At 67.6% G+C, this 14726-nt stretch carries 16 protein-coding genes; 13 read left to right on the forward strand and 3 right to left on the reverse strand.

Annotation, left to right across the window (positions count from 1 at the left end):
- Positions 1-74: 74 nt before the first annotated feature.
- Together XM50_RS10395 and XM50_RS10400 are read left to right on the forward strand one after the other, a co-directional pair.
- Positions 75-914 (forward strand): NAD(P)-dependent oxidoreductase, encoded by an 840-nt coding sequence (locus XM50_RS10395; RefSeq protein ID WP_046409255.1) that lies wholly within the window; start codon positions 75-77, stop codon positions 912-914.
- The gene (locus XM50_RS10400; RefSeq protein ID WP_046409256.1) at positions 911-2617 is read left to right on the forward strand and encodes an amidohydrolase; all 1707 of its coding nucleotides are present in this window, start codon (positions 911-913) and stop codon (positions 2615-2617) included. The genes XM50_RS10395 and XM50_RS10400 overlap by 4 nt, the downstream gene beginning before the upstream one ends.
- A 61-nt stretch (positions 2618-2678) precedes the next feature.
- Here the strand turns inward: XM50_RS10400 and XM50_RS10405 are convergent, their stop codons facing one another.
- Entirely contained in the window at positions 2679-3017 is a 339-nt protein-coding gene (locus XM50_RS10405) for a hypothetical protein (protein WP_052742537.1), read from the reverse strand.
- Between the two features lie 126 nt (positions 3018-3143).
- Between XM50_RS10405 and uvrC the strand changes: the two genes are divergently transcribed.
- Entirely contained in the window at positions 3144-5063 is a 1920-nt protein-coding gene (gene uvrC, locus XM50_RS10410; protein WP_046409257.1) for an excinuclease ABC subunit UvrC, read from the forward strand.
- 54 nt (positions 5064-5117) lie between these two features.
- Positions 5118-5309, forward strand: a complete 192-nt coding sequence (locus XM50_RS10415) for a hypothetical protein (protein ID WP_046409258.1) — start codon at positions 5118-5120, stop codon at positions 5307-5309.
- Positions 5310-5328: 19 nt separating this feature from the next.
- On the opposite strand, the gene radC is transcribed toward XM50_RS10415, so the two are convergent.
- On the reverse strand, positions 5329-6021 hold the full coding sequence (radC, locus tag XM50_RS10420; RefSeq protein WP_046409259.1) for a RadC family protein: 693 nt from the start codon (positions 6019-6021) through the stop codon (positions 5329-5331).
- A 198-nt stretch (positions 6022-6219) separates the two neighbouring features.
- On the opposite strand from radC, the gene XM50_RS10425 reads away from it, so the two are divergent.
- From XM50_RS10425 to XM50_RS10460, 8 genes are all read left to right on the forward strand, one after another.
- Positions 6220-9339: an intermembrane phospholipid transport protein YdbH family protein gene (locus tag XM50_RS10425; RefSeq protein ID WP_082102970.1), complete on the forward strand. Its 3120-nt coding sequence runs from the start codon at positions 6220-6222 to the stop codon at positions 9337-9339.
- The gene (locus XM50_RS10430; protein WP_046409260.1) at positions 9336-9557 is read left to right on the forward strand and encodes a YnbE family lipoprotein; all 222 of its coding nucleotides are present in this window, start codon (positions 9336-9338) and stop codon (positions 9555-9557) included. Before XM50_RS10425 ends, XM50_RS10430 begins: the two co-directional genes overlap by 4 nt.
- A 1-nt stretch (position 9558) precedes the next feature.
- Positions 9559-9939, forward strand: a complete 381-nt coding sequence (locus XM50_RS10435) for a YdbL family protein (RefSeq protein WP_046409261.1) — start codon at positions 9559-9561, stop codon at positions 9937-9939.
- 168 nt (positions 9940-10107) lie between these two features.
- Positions 10108-10425, forward strand: coding sequence for an AtpZ/AtpI family protein (locus XM50_RS10440; protein ID WP_046409262.1), 318 nt, complete (start codon positions 10108-10110; stop codon positions 10423-10425).
- Between the two features lie 32 nt (positions 10426-10457).
- Positions 10458-11246: a F0F1 ATP synthase subunit A gene (locus tag XM50_RS10445; RefSeq protein WP_046409263.1), complete on the forward strand. Its 789-nt coding sequence runs from the start codon at positions 10458-10460 to the stop codon at positions 11244-11246.
- A gap of 51 nt (positions 11247-11297) precedes the next feature.
- Entirely contained in the window at positions 11298-11525 is a 228-nt protein-coding gene (locus XM50_RS10450; protein ID WP_046409264.1) for a F0F1 ATP synthase subunit C, read from the forward strand.
- A 56-nt stretch (positions 11526-11581) separates the two neighbouring features.
- Complete coding sequence (locus XM50_RS10455) at positions 11582-12076, forward strand: F0F1 ATP synthase subunit B family protein (RefSeq protein WP_046409265.1); 495 nt, start codon at positions 11582-11584, stop codon at positions 12074-12076.
- A complete protein-coding gene (locus tag XM50_RS10460) occupies positions 12069-12719 on the forward strand; it encodes a F0F1 ATP synthase subunit B family protein (RefSeq protein ID WP_046409266.1) in 651 nt (216 codons plus the stop codon). The genes XM50_RS10455 and XM50_RS10460 overlap by 8 nt, the downstream gene beginning before the upstream one ends.
- A 68-nt stretch (positions 12720-12787) precedes the next feature.
- On the opposite strand, the gene XM50_RS10465 is transcribed toward XM50_RS10460, so the two are convergent.
- Complete coding sequence (locus tag XM50_RS10465) at positions 12788-13837, reverse strand: AI-2E family transporter (RefSeq protein ID WP_046409267.1); 1050 nt, start codon at positions 13835-13837, stop codon at positions 12788-12790.
- 164 nt (positions 13838-14001) lie between these two features.
- Here XM50_RS10465 and XM50_RS10470 point away from each other — a divergent pair, with 164 nt between their 5' ends.
- Positions 14002-14661, forward strand: a complete 660-nt coding sequence (locus XM50_RS10470; RefSeq protein WP_046409333.1) for a TIGR02117 family protein — start codon at positions 14002-14004, stop codon at positions 14659-14661.
- The last annotated feature ends 65 nt before the right edge of the window (positions 14662-14726 follow it).

A 14726-nucleotide genomic window follows, 5' to 3' on the forward strand; every position in this document is an offset into this window, starting at 1 on the left:
ATCGATCCTGGTTCGCAAAGGTCGCCAGTAGGAGCATCTGGCGCGCGGTGCAAACAGGCCCTATCCCGCCGGGCATGAGGATCGCTTTCATCGGCACCGGCGTCATGGGTGCACCCATGGCCGGGCATCTGGCGCGCGCCGGCCATCAGGTCACCGTCTATAACAGGACACGGGCAAAGGCGGAGGCGACCGGACTTACCGTCGCCGATACGCCCGCGGCTGCGGCGGCAGGCGCCGAGGCGGTGATCACCTGCGTCGGCAACGACGATGATCTCGCCGCCGTCACTTTGGGCACCGATGGCGCGTTCGGTGCGATGGCCGACGATGCGCTGTTCATCGACCATACCACCGTCTCGGCGGACATCGCGCGGCGGCTCGCAGCGGCGCGGCCGCTTAGCGTCGATGCGCCGGTATCGGGCGGCCAGGCAGGCGCAGAAAAGGGCCAATTGTCGATCATGTGCGGCGCCAGCGAGGCCGCCTTTCTCCGCGCCCGCCCCGTGATGGAGGCCTATGCGGCCCGGATCGTCCATGTCGGCGCGCCGGGTGCCGGCCAGCAGACGAAGATGGTCAACCAGATCTGCATCGCCGGCGTCGTTCAGGGCCTGTCTGAGGCGCTTCGCTTCGCTCAGGCCAGCGACCTCGATCTAGACAAGGTGTTCGAGGCGATCTCCGGCGGCGCGGCGCAAAGCTGGCAGATGGTGAACCGCTGGCCGACCATGGCTCGCGACGAATTCGACTTTGGTTTCGCGGTCGACTGGATGCGCAAGGATCTTGGCCTTGCGCTGGATGAGGCGAAGCGGAACGGGGCGGTGCTGCCGGTGGCGGCGCTCGTGGATCAATTCTACGCCGAGGTACAGAAAATGGGTGGTGGCAGGCAGGATACGAGTGCGCTGGTGCGGAGGTTGCCGCGATGAAGCGCGCTCTTCTCCTGCTCGCAACGGCCGTGATGGCGGTCCCGGCGAGCGCCGATGGCATCGTCGACAACGTCAACGGAATCGCGCCCACCGCCGACGGCAAGGTCGTCCGCTTCAAGGCGCTGCTGATCGACCAGCAGGGCCGTGTCACCCGCTTGGTCCCGCCGGGCGAGCAGCCGCCCAAGCTCAGCCGTCGCGAGCTGAAGAAGAACGCCGGCAAGCCGCTCTACGACTGGCGCATCGACATGGGCGGCAAGACGGTGCTGCCCGGCTTCATCGACGCGCACGGCCACGTCATGGGGCTCGGCTTCGGCGCGCTCTCGCTCGACCTGTCGGGCGCGCGTTCGCTGGATGAGGCGAAGGCGATGGTCGCCGCTTATGCGCGCGCCAACCCCAATCGCAAGTGGATCACCGGTCGCGGCTGGAACCAGGAAGCATGGGGCCTCGGCCGCTTCCCGACCGCCGCTGATCTCGATTCGGTGGTCGGCGACCGCGCCGTCTGGCTGGAGCGCGCCGACGGCCACGCCGGCTGGGCCAACACTGCGGCGATGCGGGAGGCAAATGTCACCGCGGCGACGGCGTCTCCTGCCGGCGGCCGCATCGAGAAGAGCGGCAATGCGCCGTCCGGCGTCTTCGTCGACGCGGCGATGCAGCTGATCGAGCGCGCGGTGCCCAAGCCTCTGCCCAAGGAGCGCGACGCCGCCTTCCTCGAGGCGCAGCAGGCGCTTCTCGCCAATGGCATCACCGCCGTCGCCGACATGGGCACAACGGTCGATGACTGGCTCAGCTATCGCCGCATGGCTGATATCGGCGCGATGCGCGTGCGCGTCATGAGCTATGCCGCCGGTGTCGATACCGCGAGCCAGATTGGCGGCAAGGGGCCGACGCCGTGGCTGTACGACGATCGCCTGCGCCTTGGCGGGGTGAAGATCTACCTCGACGGCGCGCTCGGGTCGCGCGGCGCGGCGCTGAAGGCGCCTTATGCCGATGCGGCGGGAGAGAAGGGGCTGAGCTTCCTGTCCGACACGCAGCTGCAGAACCAGATGAGCCGCGCCGCGATGGATAATTTCCAGCTCGCGGTGCACGCGATCGGCGACAAGGCCAATTCGCAGGTGCTCGACGCCATCCAGGTGCTGAACGCCACCTATGGCGGCGATCGTCGCTGGCGGATCGAACATGCCCAGATCGTCGATCCCAACGATCTCAAGAGCTTTGGCAAATATGGCACGATCGCCTCGATGCAGCCGACTCACCAGACCGGCGACCGCACCATGGCGGAGGCGCGGCTCGGCCCCAACCGGCTGAACGGCGCCTATGCCTGGAAATCGGTGCTCGACAATGGCGGCAAGCTGGCGTTCGGCTCCGACTTCCCGGTCGAGAAGCCCGATCCCTGGGCCGGCTGGGCCGCCGCCTTCACGCGGCAGGACGCCAATGGCCAGCCGCCCGGCGGCTGGCACCCGGAGGAAGCGGTCACGCGCGAACAGGCGTGGTGGGCGTTCACCGGCGGCGCGGCCTATGCCGGCTTCGCGGAAAAGAACTTCGGCAACCTCGCCCCCGGCCAGAAGGCCGACTTCATCGTCGTGGACCGCGATCCGCTGTCGGTCGACGCCATGGGCCTGCGCAACATCAAGGTCGAACAGACCTGGGTCGGCGGGGAGAAGGTGTTTGATCGCGCCAAGGGCGTGAAGGCACCTGCCCAGTAAGGGCCTGCTGAAACCGGGCCGATGACGCTGCCGGCAGCGTCATCGGCCTGTTCGGCCAGCGTTACGATTCGCTGCGCACGTCGCCGCGATTGGCGGCAAAGCCGGGCGCGGGGCCGGTAGCCGGGCGCAGCGCTTCACGCTCCGATGCCGGCACCGGCGCCGTCGGGTCAGGGCGGAAATGGTCCGGCGCGCGCTCGTTCGGGCCCGGATGATGGTCCCCCTCCAGGTCCGGCGCACGATGTCCGTCCTTTGGCGCGAAGAAGCGGTCGAACAGGCCGAAATGGATCGCGCTGGCGAGCCCCGTGGCGATCGCGCCGATCGCGGTGGCGGCGCCGATCGCGACGTTGCGCTGATGATGATCGGCCTTGAAGCGGCCGTTGCTCTCGCGTTTCTGGGTCATGCGCGCTCAACACCTGTGCCAAGCCGCGCGTTCCCCGCCTCGCGGCGCACCCAGCCGCTTCGCACCCAGCCGCTTCGTCGCTTCATGGTTCAAAAACCGGCCGCTCGGCCCTAGATCGCGAGAACGATGCAAGGTTCCTACGGCCCGCCTGACCGGTTCAACGAAGAGAAAGCGACATTCGCGATCCGCGGCAGCGACCAGCCCGATCTGGAGGCTGGCGTGGCGGCGATCCGCAATGTCGTTCAGACGCTGCCGTTGCGGCCCGGTGTGTACCGGATGCAGGATGCGCGCGGCGACGTGCTGTACGTCGGCAAGGCGCGCGCGCTGAAGAACCGCGTCAGCAACTATACGCAGATCAACAACCTGTCGAAGCGGCTCCAGCGAATGGTGTCGCAGACCCGGTCGATGACGATCGTCACGACCAACAACGAGGCAGAGGCGCTGCTGCTCGAGGCGCAGCTGATCAAGCGGTATCGCCCGCCGTACAACGTGCTGCTGCGCGACGATAAGAGCTTTCCGTTCATCCTGCTGCGCGCCGATCATGAATTTCCGCGCATTCAGAAACATCGTGGCGCCCGCCGCGCGAAGGGCGATTATTACGGTCCTTTCGCCAGCGCCGGCAGCGTCAACAACACGCTGAACGCGTTGCAGAAACTGTTCCTGCTCAGAAGCTGCACCGACGGCTTCTTCAAGACGCGCGACCGGCCCTGCCTGCTGTACCAGATCAAGCGCTGCTCGGCGCCGTGCGTCGGCCGGATCGACAAGGCCGGCTATGACGAGCTGGTCGCCGATTCGAAGAAATTCCTCGCCGGCAAGACCACCGACGTCCAGGCGAAGCTTGGCGCGCAGATGGAAGCCGCCGCCGCGGCGATGGATTTCGAGCTCGCCGCAGTGCTCCGCGACCGGCTGCGCGCACTGACCTTCATCCAGGGCTCGCAATTCATCAACGCCGAAGGGGTGGGCGACGCGGACATCTTCGCGCTCGCCAGCCATGAAGGCGTGATCGGCATCCAGGCCTTCTTCATCCGCGGCGGCCAGAATTGGGGCCACCGCAGCTTCTTCCCCGCGCACACCGCGGATGTGACCGAGGAAGAGGTGATGACCCTGTTCCTCATGCAATTTTATGAGGAGGTGCCGCCGGCAAAGGCAGTGCTGGTCGATCGCGCGTTGCCGGAGGCGGAATTGCTGGCCGAGGCGCTGACGACGCAGGCCGGGCGCAAGGTGTCGATCGAGGTGCCGCAGCGGGGCACGCGCAAGCGGCTGATGGAACAGGCCTGCCGCAACGCCAAGGAAGCGCTGGAGCGCCGGCTGGCCGAAAGCACGACGCAGGCGAAGCTCAACCGTGAGGTCGCGGACCTGTTCGGCCTCGCCGAGCCGCCGCAGCGGATCGAGGTGTATGACAACAGCCACATTCAGGGCACCAATGCCGTCGGCGCGATGGTCGTCGCGGGGCCGGAGGGCTTCCGCAAGGGCCAGTATCGCAAGTTCAACATCAAGCAGGCGGCGACCGACGACGATTTCGCGATGATGCGCGAAGTGCTGACCCGCCGCTTCGCCCGCGCGATCGAGGAGGATCCCGATCGGGACGGGGACAATTGGCCCGATCTGGTGCTGCTCGACGGCGGCCGGGGACAGCTGAACGCGGCCAAGGCGGTGCTGGAGGATCTCGGCATCGAGGACGTGTGTCTCGTCGGCGTCGCCAAGGGCCCGCACCACGGCCGCGAGGGGCGCGAGGTGTTCCATCTGATGGACGGGCGCGAACTGACGCTGCCGGTCAATTCGCCGGTGCTGTTCTACCTTCAGCGGCTACGCGACGAGGTGCACCGCTTCGTCATCGGCGCGCATCGCGACAAACGCGCCAAGGCGATGGGGGCGAGCCCGCTGGACGAAGTCCCCGGCATCGGCCCGGCGCGCAAGAAGGCGCTGCTGATGCACTTCGGCACCGCGCGCGCGGTGCGCAATGCCAGCCTCGCCGATCTGCAGAAGGCGCCCGGTGTCAGCGCCGGCGTCGCGCAGCAGGTGTACGACTTCTACCACGCGAAGTGAGCAAAGCGGAACGGCCACGCCTTCTTCGCCGTTGATGCGGCGAAGGAGACCCTCATGTCCAATCCCCCGCTCAATCCCGCGCAGACCGATCCGCTGGCGCAAACCGACGCCGACGGCAATCCGCTCGACGAAGATGCGAAGCTCGACATTGCGCTGGAAGGGTCGATGATCACCTCGGAGCCGCCGCAAATGTCCGAGCCGAAGACCGCGGCGGAGGAAAAGGCCGAAAAGAACGCCGGCCACTGATTGCCGTCTGCGCCGCCGGTTACATCAGTCCCTTGGCACGCAGGCTCACATGGCCGCTGGTGCCGATGATCAGGTGATCGTGAACCGCAATGCCCAGGCCCTTGCCGGCATCGATGATCGCGCGCGTGATCTCGATGTCGGCGCGGCTGGGGGAGGGGTCGCCCGACGGGTGGTTGTGCACCAGGATGATCGCCGCGGAGCCCAGGTCGATCGCACGGCGGATCACTTCGCGGACATGGACCTGTGCCTGATCGATCGATCCCTCGTTCATCACCTCGTCGCGGATCAGCATGTTGCGGCTGTTGAGATGAAGCACGCGCACCCGCTCGATCACGTGATGCGCCATGTCGGCGTGGAGATAGTCGAGAAGCGCCTGCCAATTGCCCAGGATCGGCCGCGCCGCCGCGTCGGATTGAAGCAGGCGGATCGCCGCGGCCTGGGCGATCTTGATCGCCGCGACGCTGGTCTCGCCCATTCCCTGCACACGCCGCAGCGCCTCGGCATCCGCCGTCAGCAGCCCGCCGATCCCGCCGAATTCGCGCAGCAATGCCTTGGCGAGCGGCTTGGTGTCGCGGCGCGGGATCGCCAGCGCCAGGAGATATTCGATCAGCTCATGGTCCAGCAGCGCGTCGCCGCCGCCCGCCAGCAACCGCCCGCGCAAGCGCGCGCGATGGCCGTGATTGTCTGATGCGGCAGGTTCGTCGTCGGCCATTGCGGGTGAGGCTAGGGCGCGCGACCCCCGCGCGCAATCGCGCGGCGGCGCGGCTGATCCCGATGGTGGACGGCACTGCCGCATGTCCGCCACCGTGCTTCTTCCAAGTGCCATGATCACCCCCTAGAGGTGCGCTTTGTTCTGGGATCGAGAAGGGGCATTGTGACAGCGGGAGAGGTCGCACAGCAACGCCGCCGCATGTCCCGGCGGTGGCTGCTTGTCCTCTTGCTGGTCGTGCTGCTGGGCGTTGCCGCCTTGTGGCTGTCGCGCGTGCCGATCGCCTCGGGCGTCATCGACCGCACGTTCGCCGCAAGCGATGTTCCCGCGAGCTACCGCATCGACAACCTCGGCGTCCGGCGGCAGCGGCTGACCAATGTCGTGATCGGTGATCCGGCCAATCCCGATTTGGTGGCGGACTGGATCGAGACGCGGATTGCGCTGCGCGGCGGTGTTCCCACCCTCGATGCGGTGCGCGCCGGCCATGTCCGGCTGCGCGGGCGGCTCGTCGACGGGCGGCTGTCCCTCGGCGCGATCGATCGCCTCCTGCCGGCGCCGTCCGGCCAGCCCTTCGCGCTGCCGGCGCTCGGTGTTGACGTGGCGGACGCGCGGATGCGGCTGGAAACGCCGCTCGGCGTCGTCGGCCTTCGCCTGTCGGGGCGCGGCCGGCTCGATCAGGACTTCCGCGGTACACTCGCCGCGGTCGCGCCCGGCGTCACCGTCGGCGATTGCGCGATCCAGCGACCGACCGCGTTTCTCGACGTCCGCGTGCGAGAGGCCGCGCCGCACGTCGCCGGCCCGCTTCGCGCCAGGGCCTTGTCATGCGCCGGCATCCGCGCCGAGCAGCCGGCAGTGCGGCTGGACGCCAGCCTCAACGCCGCGCTGACTCAGTGGAGCGGCAGTGCCGCGCTCCGCAGCGGCGCGATCGCCGGCAGCGGCGCGCGCGCCGCATCACTGACCGGACAGGTCGATTTCACCGGCGACAAGACCCGGACCGAGGGGCGCGCGCAGCTGCGCGGCGAGCAGGTGAGCGTCGCCGGCGCCAGCAGCCGCCAGGCCGGGTTCGCCGGCACGTGGCGGCTCGCGAACGGTCGCGCCATCGTGGCCGGCCGTTTCGATGGCCAGAACGTCGCGCTTCCCTCGGCGATGCAGCGCCAGCTCGCCGCCGCCGGCGATAGCGCCGCCGGTACCCCGCTCGCGCCGCTCGCGACGGCGGCTGGCATTGCTCTGGCGCGCGCCGGTGGGGACTTCACCATCACCGGCGAGGCGGCGTTGGGCACCGCCACGAACCGCCCGCTCGCGACGCTGCGCGAGCTCACCGTTCGTTCGGCTAGCGGCGCGACCCTGCAGTTCGGCGAGGGCGGGGAAGTGATCCTCGGCCACCGCGCCGGCATCCGCGCCAACGGCACGCTTCGCCTCGGCGGCGGCGGCTTGCCCGGGGCGACCATCCGCATCGCGCAGCAGCGTCCCGGCGGGCCGATCTCCGGCGGCGCGCGGGTCGCGCCCTATGCGGCCGGCGGCGCGCGGCTTGCACTCACCCCGGCGCGCTTCACCGCGGCACCCGATGGGCGCACCTCGCTCCAGGCGATCGCCACGCTCACCGGCCCGCTCAGCGGCGGCGCGGTGGAGGAATTGCGCGTGCCGCTGGCGGCGCAGCTCGACGAGCATGGCGCGCTGACCCTCAACCGCGCCTGCGCCGACGCCTCCTTCACCCGCCTCGCCCTGTCGGGGCTCGCATTGCGCAACATCCGCCTCGCGCTGTGCCCGGTGGACGGCGCGATGTTCCGCCTCGGCCGGGGCGGCGTCGGCGGGGGCATCGCCATCGCCAGCCCGCAACTCACCGGCACGCTGGGCGGAACGCCACTGCAGCTCCGCGCCGCGCGTGCCGAATGGCGTCACGCCGGCGCATCCTTCGCGCTCGACGACGTCGCCGCCCGGATCGGCCGCGCCGGCAGCGTGACACAGCTCGATTTCGCCCGGCTGATGGGCCGCGTCGCCTCGGGCAATATCCTCGGCACCTTCGCTGGCGGCTCGGGACGGATCGGCGCGGTCCCGCTCCAGCTGGCCGAAGCAGCGGGAGACTGGCGCTTCGCTGCGTCAGTTCTGTCGCTGGATGGCGCCTTGTCGGTCAGCGACACGGCGGACAGCGCCCGCTTCCGCCCGCTCGCCGCGCGCACCGTGACGCTGCGCCTCGCCGACAACGTCATCACCGCCGATGGCGCGCTGTTCGAACCGGCGAAGAACGTGAAGGTCGCCAACGTCGCCATCCGGCATCAGCTGTCGAGCGGGGCCGGCAACGCACGGCTCGATGTTCCCGGCATCACCTTTGGCGACGGCTTCCAGCCGGAGGAGCTTACTCCGCTGACCTTTGGCGTCATCGCCGATGTGCGCGGCAGCGTGCGCGGCGTGGGGAACATCGACTGGTCCCCCGATGGCGTGACCTCGACCGGTACCTTCGCCACCGACCAGCTTGATCTCGCCGCGGCATTCGGCCCGGTTGCCGGGATCAAGGGCCAGCTTCGCTTCACCGATCTGCTCGCGCTCGAATCGGCGCCGAATCAGACGGTCACCGTCGCGGAGATCAACCCCGGCGTCGCGGTGACCGACGGCGTGATCGACTATCAACTGCTGCGCGACTTGCGGGTGAAGGTGAATGGCGGCGTCTGGCCCTTCGCTTCCGGCACGCTCACGCTGCGCCCGACGCTGCTCGATTTTTCCTCCCCGCAGGAACGCCACATGACCTTCCTGATCGAGGGGATGGAGGCGCGCCACTTTCTGCAGAAGTTCGATTTCAAGAATCTCGACGCGACCGGCGTGGCTGATGGCGTCCTGCCGATGATCTTCGACCAGAGCGGCGGGCGAATCGAAGACGGCCGGCTGGTGATGCGCGAGGGCGGCGGCAGCATCGCCTATCTCGGCGAACTGACCGAGGAGGATCTGGGCACCTGGGGCAATATCGCGTTCCAGGCGCTTCGCTCGCTTCGCTACCGCAATCTGGAGCTGGTGATGAACGGCCCACTCGCCGGCGAAATGGTGACCGAGGTCAAGTTCGCCGGGATCAGCCAGGGGGAGGGGGCGAAGTCGAACTTCCTCGTCCGCCGCCTGCAGAAACTGCCCTTCGTGTTCAACATCCGCATCACCGCGCCCTTCCGCGGCTTGATCGATTCGGTTGCCAGCTTCTACGATCCCAAGCGGCTGATCGACCGCAACCTGCCCGCCCTCATCGAAGAACAGAACCGGCGTGCCCAACCGCTCCCGAACCAGCCGCCCGCCCGCCAGCCACCCGCCATTCAGCCCTCCGCAAGCGAGATGATGCCATGAACGAAACGTTGAACATTGATGGAGGGCGCACGATCTCTGCAATGCTGAAGGGGAAGGTCCTGGCGGCAATGGTGCTGGCCACGGGGGCGTGCGTGAACGTCTCCGCGCCGGACAAGCCGATCGTGATCAACCTCAATATCAGCGTCACGCAGGAGGTGGTGTATCGCCTCGACAGCGAGGCCAAATCGCTGATCAAGCAGAATCCGGGGATCTTTTGACATGACGAAGAAGGTGATGTGGATGGTTGCGGGGGCGCTGGCGCTCAGCGGCGTGTCGAGCGTTGCCTTGGCGCAGCGTGATCCGGCCTATGCGGCGGCGCGTGCGGCGGGTCAGGTCGGGGAACAGCCGGACGGCTATCTCGGCGTGGTCGGCGCCGGCAATGCGGAGCTGCGCGCGCTGGTCAACGCGATCAATATCCAGCGCAAGGCCGCCTATACGCAAAAGGCGCAGGCATCGGGCGCGACCGTGGAGCAGCTCGCCTTCACCAGCGGCTGCAACCTCATCCAGCAGACTCAGGCAGGTGAGAAGTACCGTACGCCGGATGGCGTGTGGCAGACTCGCGGGGCCGGTGCGCCGACCCGCGATCCGCGCTGCATCTGAGTCGGCCCCAAATGCGCCCGCTAACGGGCTGATAAGGTGCCGGCGAAGGGGGGCAGGGGGTGGCCAAGTGTTGACACCCCCGGACCCCCCGGCTAACCGGACGGCGCCTTGGCGGGCTCGCCACTTGGCTTCTTCGCGCCTGCCCAACGAATATTGGGGAGTGCGCGAATGGTCGAGAAAGAGCCCGGACCAGACTCCCTCGGCAACGATGCACGCCTCACCTCGCTCGATGAGCGGTTGAAGGCGGCGCAGGCGGACGAGGCGAGCCGGACAAAGGCGAGCGCGGTGGAATCCGACGGCGGTTATCGCCTCGGAAACCGTGTGCTCGCCGAATTGACCGGGGGAATGGTCGGCGGCGCGCTGATCGGTTGGGTGATCGACCGATTTGCGGGCACGCAGCCCTGGGGTCTGCTCGTGATGCTCGCCCTCGGGACGATCGCCGCGTTCAGAAACATCATTCGGATTTCGACCAAGCGCCCGAAGTGACAATCGGGCGCTTTCGTTAGGGAAATACAGGCGTGGCGGAAGGCGGCGGCAAGATCGATCCGATGCACCAGTTTCTGGTGGAGCCGTTGTTCGGCACCCAGGACTGGCAGATTGCCGGATACAATATTGCCTTTACGAACTCGGCCATGTGGATGGCCGTGGCCACGATCGTGCTGATCGGCTTCATGTCGCTCGGCACGAAGGGCAAGGTTGTGCCGACGCGCGGCCAGATGATGGTGGAGGGCTTCGTGCGCTTCATCGACAACATGCTGGCGCAGAACATCGGACCGGAAGGGAAGCGCTATGTTCCCTACGTTTTCTCGCTGTTCATGTTCATCCTGTTCGCCAACGTGCTCGGCCTGCTGCCGCTCGGCGTGATCGGCGTCCATCCCTTCACCTTCACCAGCCACTTCACCATCACCGGGATCCTCGCGATCCTGTCGTTCGCGATCGTGCTGGTGGTCGGCTTCTATCGCCACGGCCTTCACTTCTTCAGTCTGTTCGTGCCGCACGGCACGCCCTGGTGGCTGCTGCCGGTCATCCCGCTGATCGAGTTCGTCTCGTTCATGGTGCGCCCGTTCAGCCTTGGCCTGCGACTGTTCGTCGCGATGACCGCCGGGCACATCCTGCTGAAGGTGCTGGCCGGGTTCGTCGTCAACGCCGGCAACGCTGGCCTGGGCGTCGGCCTTCTGGTGGGCATCCCCAGCTTCGGCCTGATGGTCGGCATCTCGGCGCTCGAACTGCTCGTCGCCGGCATCCAGGCCTATGTCTTTGCGCTGTTGACCTCGCTGTATCTCAACGATGCGGTCAACCTGCACTGAGTTTTCACCTGTTTTTTCCAACCATCTGATTTTTGATAGGGAGTTACTGAAATGGACGCAGAAGCCGCAAAGCTGCTCGGCGCCGGTCTCGCGGCCGTTGGTGCTGGCCTCGCCTCGCTCGGCGTGGGCAACGTGTTCGGCAAGTTCCTCGAAGGCGCGCTGCGCAATCCGGGTGCGGCAGACGCGCAGCAGGGCCGTCTGTTCATCGGCTTCGCCGGTGCGGAACTTCTCGGTCTGCTGTCGTTCGTCGTGGCGATGATCCTGGTGTTCGTCGCCTAACATGATCCTTGACGGGGCCGGCGCGTGACGCTGGCCCTGTTCAGGCAGGATTTTCGATGCCTCAGATTTCCCAACTTGCCGCGACATGGGCGTCCCAGCTCTTCTGGCTGGTGATCACCTTTGGCATCGTCTTCTTCGTCGTGGGCCGCGGCATGCTGCCCAAGGTGCAGAAGACGATCGATTCGCGCGATCGCTCGATCGCGGCTGATCTCGCCGCCGCCTCGGCTGCGCGTGACGCTGCCGACAAGGTGGAAGCCGACTGGCGCGTGCGCGACCAGGCCAACCGTGAAAAGGCGCAGGCGCTCGTCGCTGAGGCGCGTCAGCGGGCGGCCAAGGCTACCGAGAAACGGCTGTCGCTGGCTGCCGCCGATCAGGCGCAGCAGATCGCGGCCGCTGAGGCGGATATCAAGGCGGCCACGGAACGTGCGCTGGGCGAGATCGAGACGATCGCCGCCGAAGCGGCGCAGGAGATCGTGGCCCGCGTGTCCGGCATCCAGGTGTCGACCGACGAAGCGAGGGGCGCCGTGAAGGCGTCGATGGCGAATGGCTGAGTTCATCATCCTCTCCGCCGCGACCGGCGGTTCCGCCCAGGTCGCCGAAAACCTCGCCCATGCGGCCGAGGCAGAGGGCATGACCGCCGAGGGGACCGAGGCGCTCAGCACCTCGATCGCCGAGGGCGGCCCGGATCACCACGTTGATCCGTCGCTGTTCGGCTTTGCCAATGGCACGGTGATCGTGTCGCTGGCGATGCTGGTGCTCATCATCATTCTTCTGGCGAAGAAGGTACCGGCCATGCTGGTCGGCGGCCTCGATCGCCAGATCGCCGGCATCCGCCAGCAGCTTGACGAGGCAAAGGCGCTTCGTGCCGAGGCTGAGGCGCTGCGCGACGAATATGCCCGCAAGATCGCCGACGCGGAAAAGACCGCGGCCGAGATGGCGGAGCAGGCCAATCACGAGGCGGAAGTCATCGTGGCCCAGGCTCGGGTCGATGCCGACGAACTCGTGAACCGCCGCGCAAAGATGGCTCAGGACAAGATCGCAGCGGCTGAACGCGCCGCGGTGAACGAGGTTCGTGCCCGCGCCGCCGTCGCGGCAGCGGACGCCGCGTCGACGCTGATCGCCGACCGTCTCGGCCCTGATGCCGACCGCGCGCTGGTCAACCGCACGATTGCCGGGATCGGTCGCCTGAACTGATCGCCTGAACAGGCAGCGGATCAGGACTGACCGCCAAGCGGCCGCATCTCTCAGATGCGGCCGTTTTGCTATGTGGCGCCATCCGCCGCCGGTTCCGAAGCCTTCGCCTTTCGACCACCGCTCAGGTCATCGTTCAACCACAACACCCGCACCATCACGAACGCCGCGACGGTGAGCGGCCCGCCCAGGAGGATGCCGAGTGGCCCGAACAAGGCGCCGAACAGGAAGATGGCAAAAAGCGTGATAGCCGGCGGGATCGACACCGACTTGCGCATCACCAGCGGCTCCAGGATGTTCCCCTCCGACTGCTGCACGACGAGGTAGAAGCCCGCGGTCAGCGCAGCGGTCTCAATCCCCATCGTCAGCGCAATCAGCACCCCGGGGATGGCGGCGGCAATCGGCCCGATCAGCGGCACGAACTCCAGCAGCCCGGCGATCAGTCCCAGTGCGAAGGCCGATGGCACGCCGATCACCGACAGGCCGACGCCCGTCACGACCCCGACCAGCAGCATCAGCAGGATCTGTCCGATCAGCCACGCGCGCAGCGAATCGCCTGTCTGATCGATCGCCCGGGTTGCGCGCCGCTGCGCGCTCGCCGGCAGCAGCCGCAGCGCGCCGCGGCGATAGGTATCGGGCGACAGCGCGAGATAGATCCCGCCCAGCACCGCCAGCGCGAGGCCCGAAGCGGCGCTGACCACCACGCTGATGACCGACTGTGCGATCGAGGCGATCGTCGCCCCCTCCGGCATGAAGCGATCGACCAGCTGGTCGAGCCGCTCGGCGCCCACCGTATCGACCAGCGTATCCCACGCCCCGGGCAGCATGTTCGCCAATGCGCTGATCTGGGTCGACACTTCCTGCCCGAACAGCCCGACCGCGCCTATCACCACCACGGCGATGATCACGGTGGCGAGCGACAATGCGATGCCATCGCCCATCGGCACGACCCGTTGCAGCGCGCGGGCAAAGGCCCGGAGGATCACCGCAGTGATGACCGCCGCGAACACCAGCAACACCGCATCCCGCAGCTTCCAGACAAGCAGGGCGAGGCTGACGAGGCCGATCGCGACGATGGTCTTCAGGGCGAAGTCGGCAATGGCCTCCCGGTCGATCTGCATCCTGTTCCTTGTTTTCGGGTCATTCGACCGACCCTGCGGTGTCGGTCGCCCTGGTAAGCGCTTTCCGGATCGACCAACGCCCGTCGCCGCGCGGTGTTGCAGCGATGGGAAACAGCGGCCGGCCCGGGGTGTGCTGCGCCGCGCCGGCTGGTACGGTCCCCGCGATGCGCCGTCGCCCGCTCCTCATCCTGGTTACCGTGGTGCTGGCGCTGGTCGCCTATCCGCTCGCCGGGCTGGTCGGGGGCGCGCTTCCCGCCAACCGCGACTGGGTGGCGCCCCCGCAGGGCATCACCCTCTATGTCGAATCCAACGGCATCCACACCGGCATCATCATGCCCAAGGTCGCCGCTGGCGTGGACTGGCGCCCGTATTTTCCCGCCCGCGACCTGCGCGATCCGCGCTTCGCCGCTTACGATCACGTATTGGTCGGCTGGGGGGAGCATGACTTCTACCTTGAGACGCCGACCTGGGCCGATCTGCGGCCCGGCGTCGTCGTGGCCGCGGCGATCGGCAGCAATCGCACCCTGGTCCATGTCGATCACCTGCCGGCCCCGTCGCCGACGGGGGAGGCCCGCCGGCTGGTCGTGACGCCCGCGCAATATCGCCGGCTCGCCGCCTTCATCCAGGCGTCGCTGGTGCCGGGCGGGGCGCATTATCCCGGCTATTTCGGCAATGACGCCTTCTATGAGGCGCGCGGCCGCTACGACGCCATCCACACCTGCAACGCCTGGGTGGGGGAGGCGCTTCGCTTCGCCGGCGTCAGGGTCGGGCGCTGGACGCCATTCCCCGCCACCGTGATGTGGTGGTTCCCTCGACACGACTAAGGCAAGGCCCGGATTGTCCTCGCCGTTTTTCGCGGTAAACGGTTACATGTTCTCGGAGGGGATTT

It is taken from the genome of Sphingomonas sp. Ag1 (assembly GCF_000980895.1).
Lineage (GTDB): Bacteria > Pseudomonadota > Alphaproteobacteria > Sphingomonadales > Sphingomonadaceae > Sphingomonas > Sphingomonas panaciterrae.

What these genes read in the sequence shown, in the direction of transcription:
- uvrC (WP_046409257.1), top strand. Translation starts at nt 3,144, where the DNA reads ATGCAAGGTTCCTACGGCCCGCCTGACCGGTTCAACGAAGAGAAAGCG.
- XM50_RS10435 (WP_046409261.1), top strand. Translation starts at nt 9,559, where the DNA reads ATGACGAAGAAGGTGATGTGGATGGTTGCGGGGGCGCTGGCGCTCAGC.
- XM50_RS10425 (WP_082102970.1), top strand. Translation starts at nt 6,220, where the DNA reads ATGTCCCGGCGGTGGCTGCTTGTCCTCTTGCTGGTCGTGCTGCTGGGC.
- radC (WP_046409259.1), bottom strand. Translation starts at nt 6,021, where the DNA reads ATGGCCGACGACGAACCTGCCGCATCAGACAATCACGGCCATCGCGCG.
- XM50_RS10455 (WP_046409265.1), top strand. Translation starts at nt 11,582, where the DNA reads ATGCCTCAGATTTCCCAACTTGCCGCGACATGGGCGTCCCAGCTCTTC.
- XM50_RS10405 (WP_052742537.1), bottom strand. Translation starts at nt 3,017, where the DNA reads ATGACCCAGAAACGCGAGAGCAACGGCCGCTTCAAGGCCGATCATCAT.
- XM50_RS10470 (WP_046409333.1), top strand. Translation starts at nt 14,002, where the DNA reads ATGCGCCGTCGCCCGCTCCTCATCCTGGTTACCGTGGTGCTGGCGCTG.
- XM50_RS10460 (WP_046409266.1), top strand. Translation starts at nt 12,069, where the DNA reads ATGGCTGAGTTCATCATCCTCTCCGCCGCGACCGGCGGTTCCGCCCAG.
- XM50_RS10395 (WP_046409255.1), top strand. Translation starts at nt 75, where the DNA reads ATGAGGATCGCTTTCATCGGCACCGGCGTCATGGGTGCACCCATGGCC.
- XM50_RS10440 (WP_046409262.1), top strand. Translation starts at nt 10,108, where the DNA reads ATGGTCGAGAAAGAGCCCGGACCAGACTCCCTCGGCAACGATGCACGC.
- XM50_RS10415 (WP_046409258.1), top strand. Translation starts at nt 5,118, where the DNA reads ATGTCCAATCCCCCGCTCAATCCCGCGCAGACCGATCCGCTGGCGCAA.
- XM50_RS10430 (WP_046409260.1), top strand. Translation starts at nt 9,336, where the DNA reads ATGAACGAAACGTTGAACATTGATGGAGGGCGCACGATCTCTGCAATG.
- XM50_RS10450 (WP_046409264.1), top strand. Translation starts at nt 11,298, where the DNA reads ATGGACGCAGAAGCCGCAAAGCTGCTCGGCGCCGGTCTCGCGGCCGTT.
- XM50_RS10400 (WP_046409256.1), top strand. Translation starts at nt 911, where the DNA reads ATGAAGCGCGCTCTTCTCCTGCTCGCAACGGCCGTGATGGCGGTCCCG.
- XM50_RS10465 (WP_046409267.1), bottom strand. Translation starts at nt 13,837, where the DNA reads ATGCAGATCGACCGGGAGGCCATTGCCGACTTCGCCCTGAAGACCATC.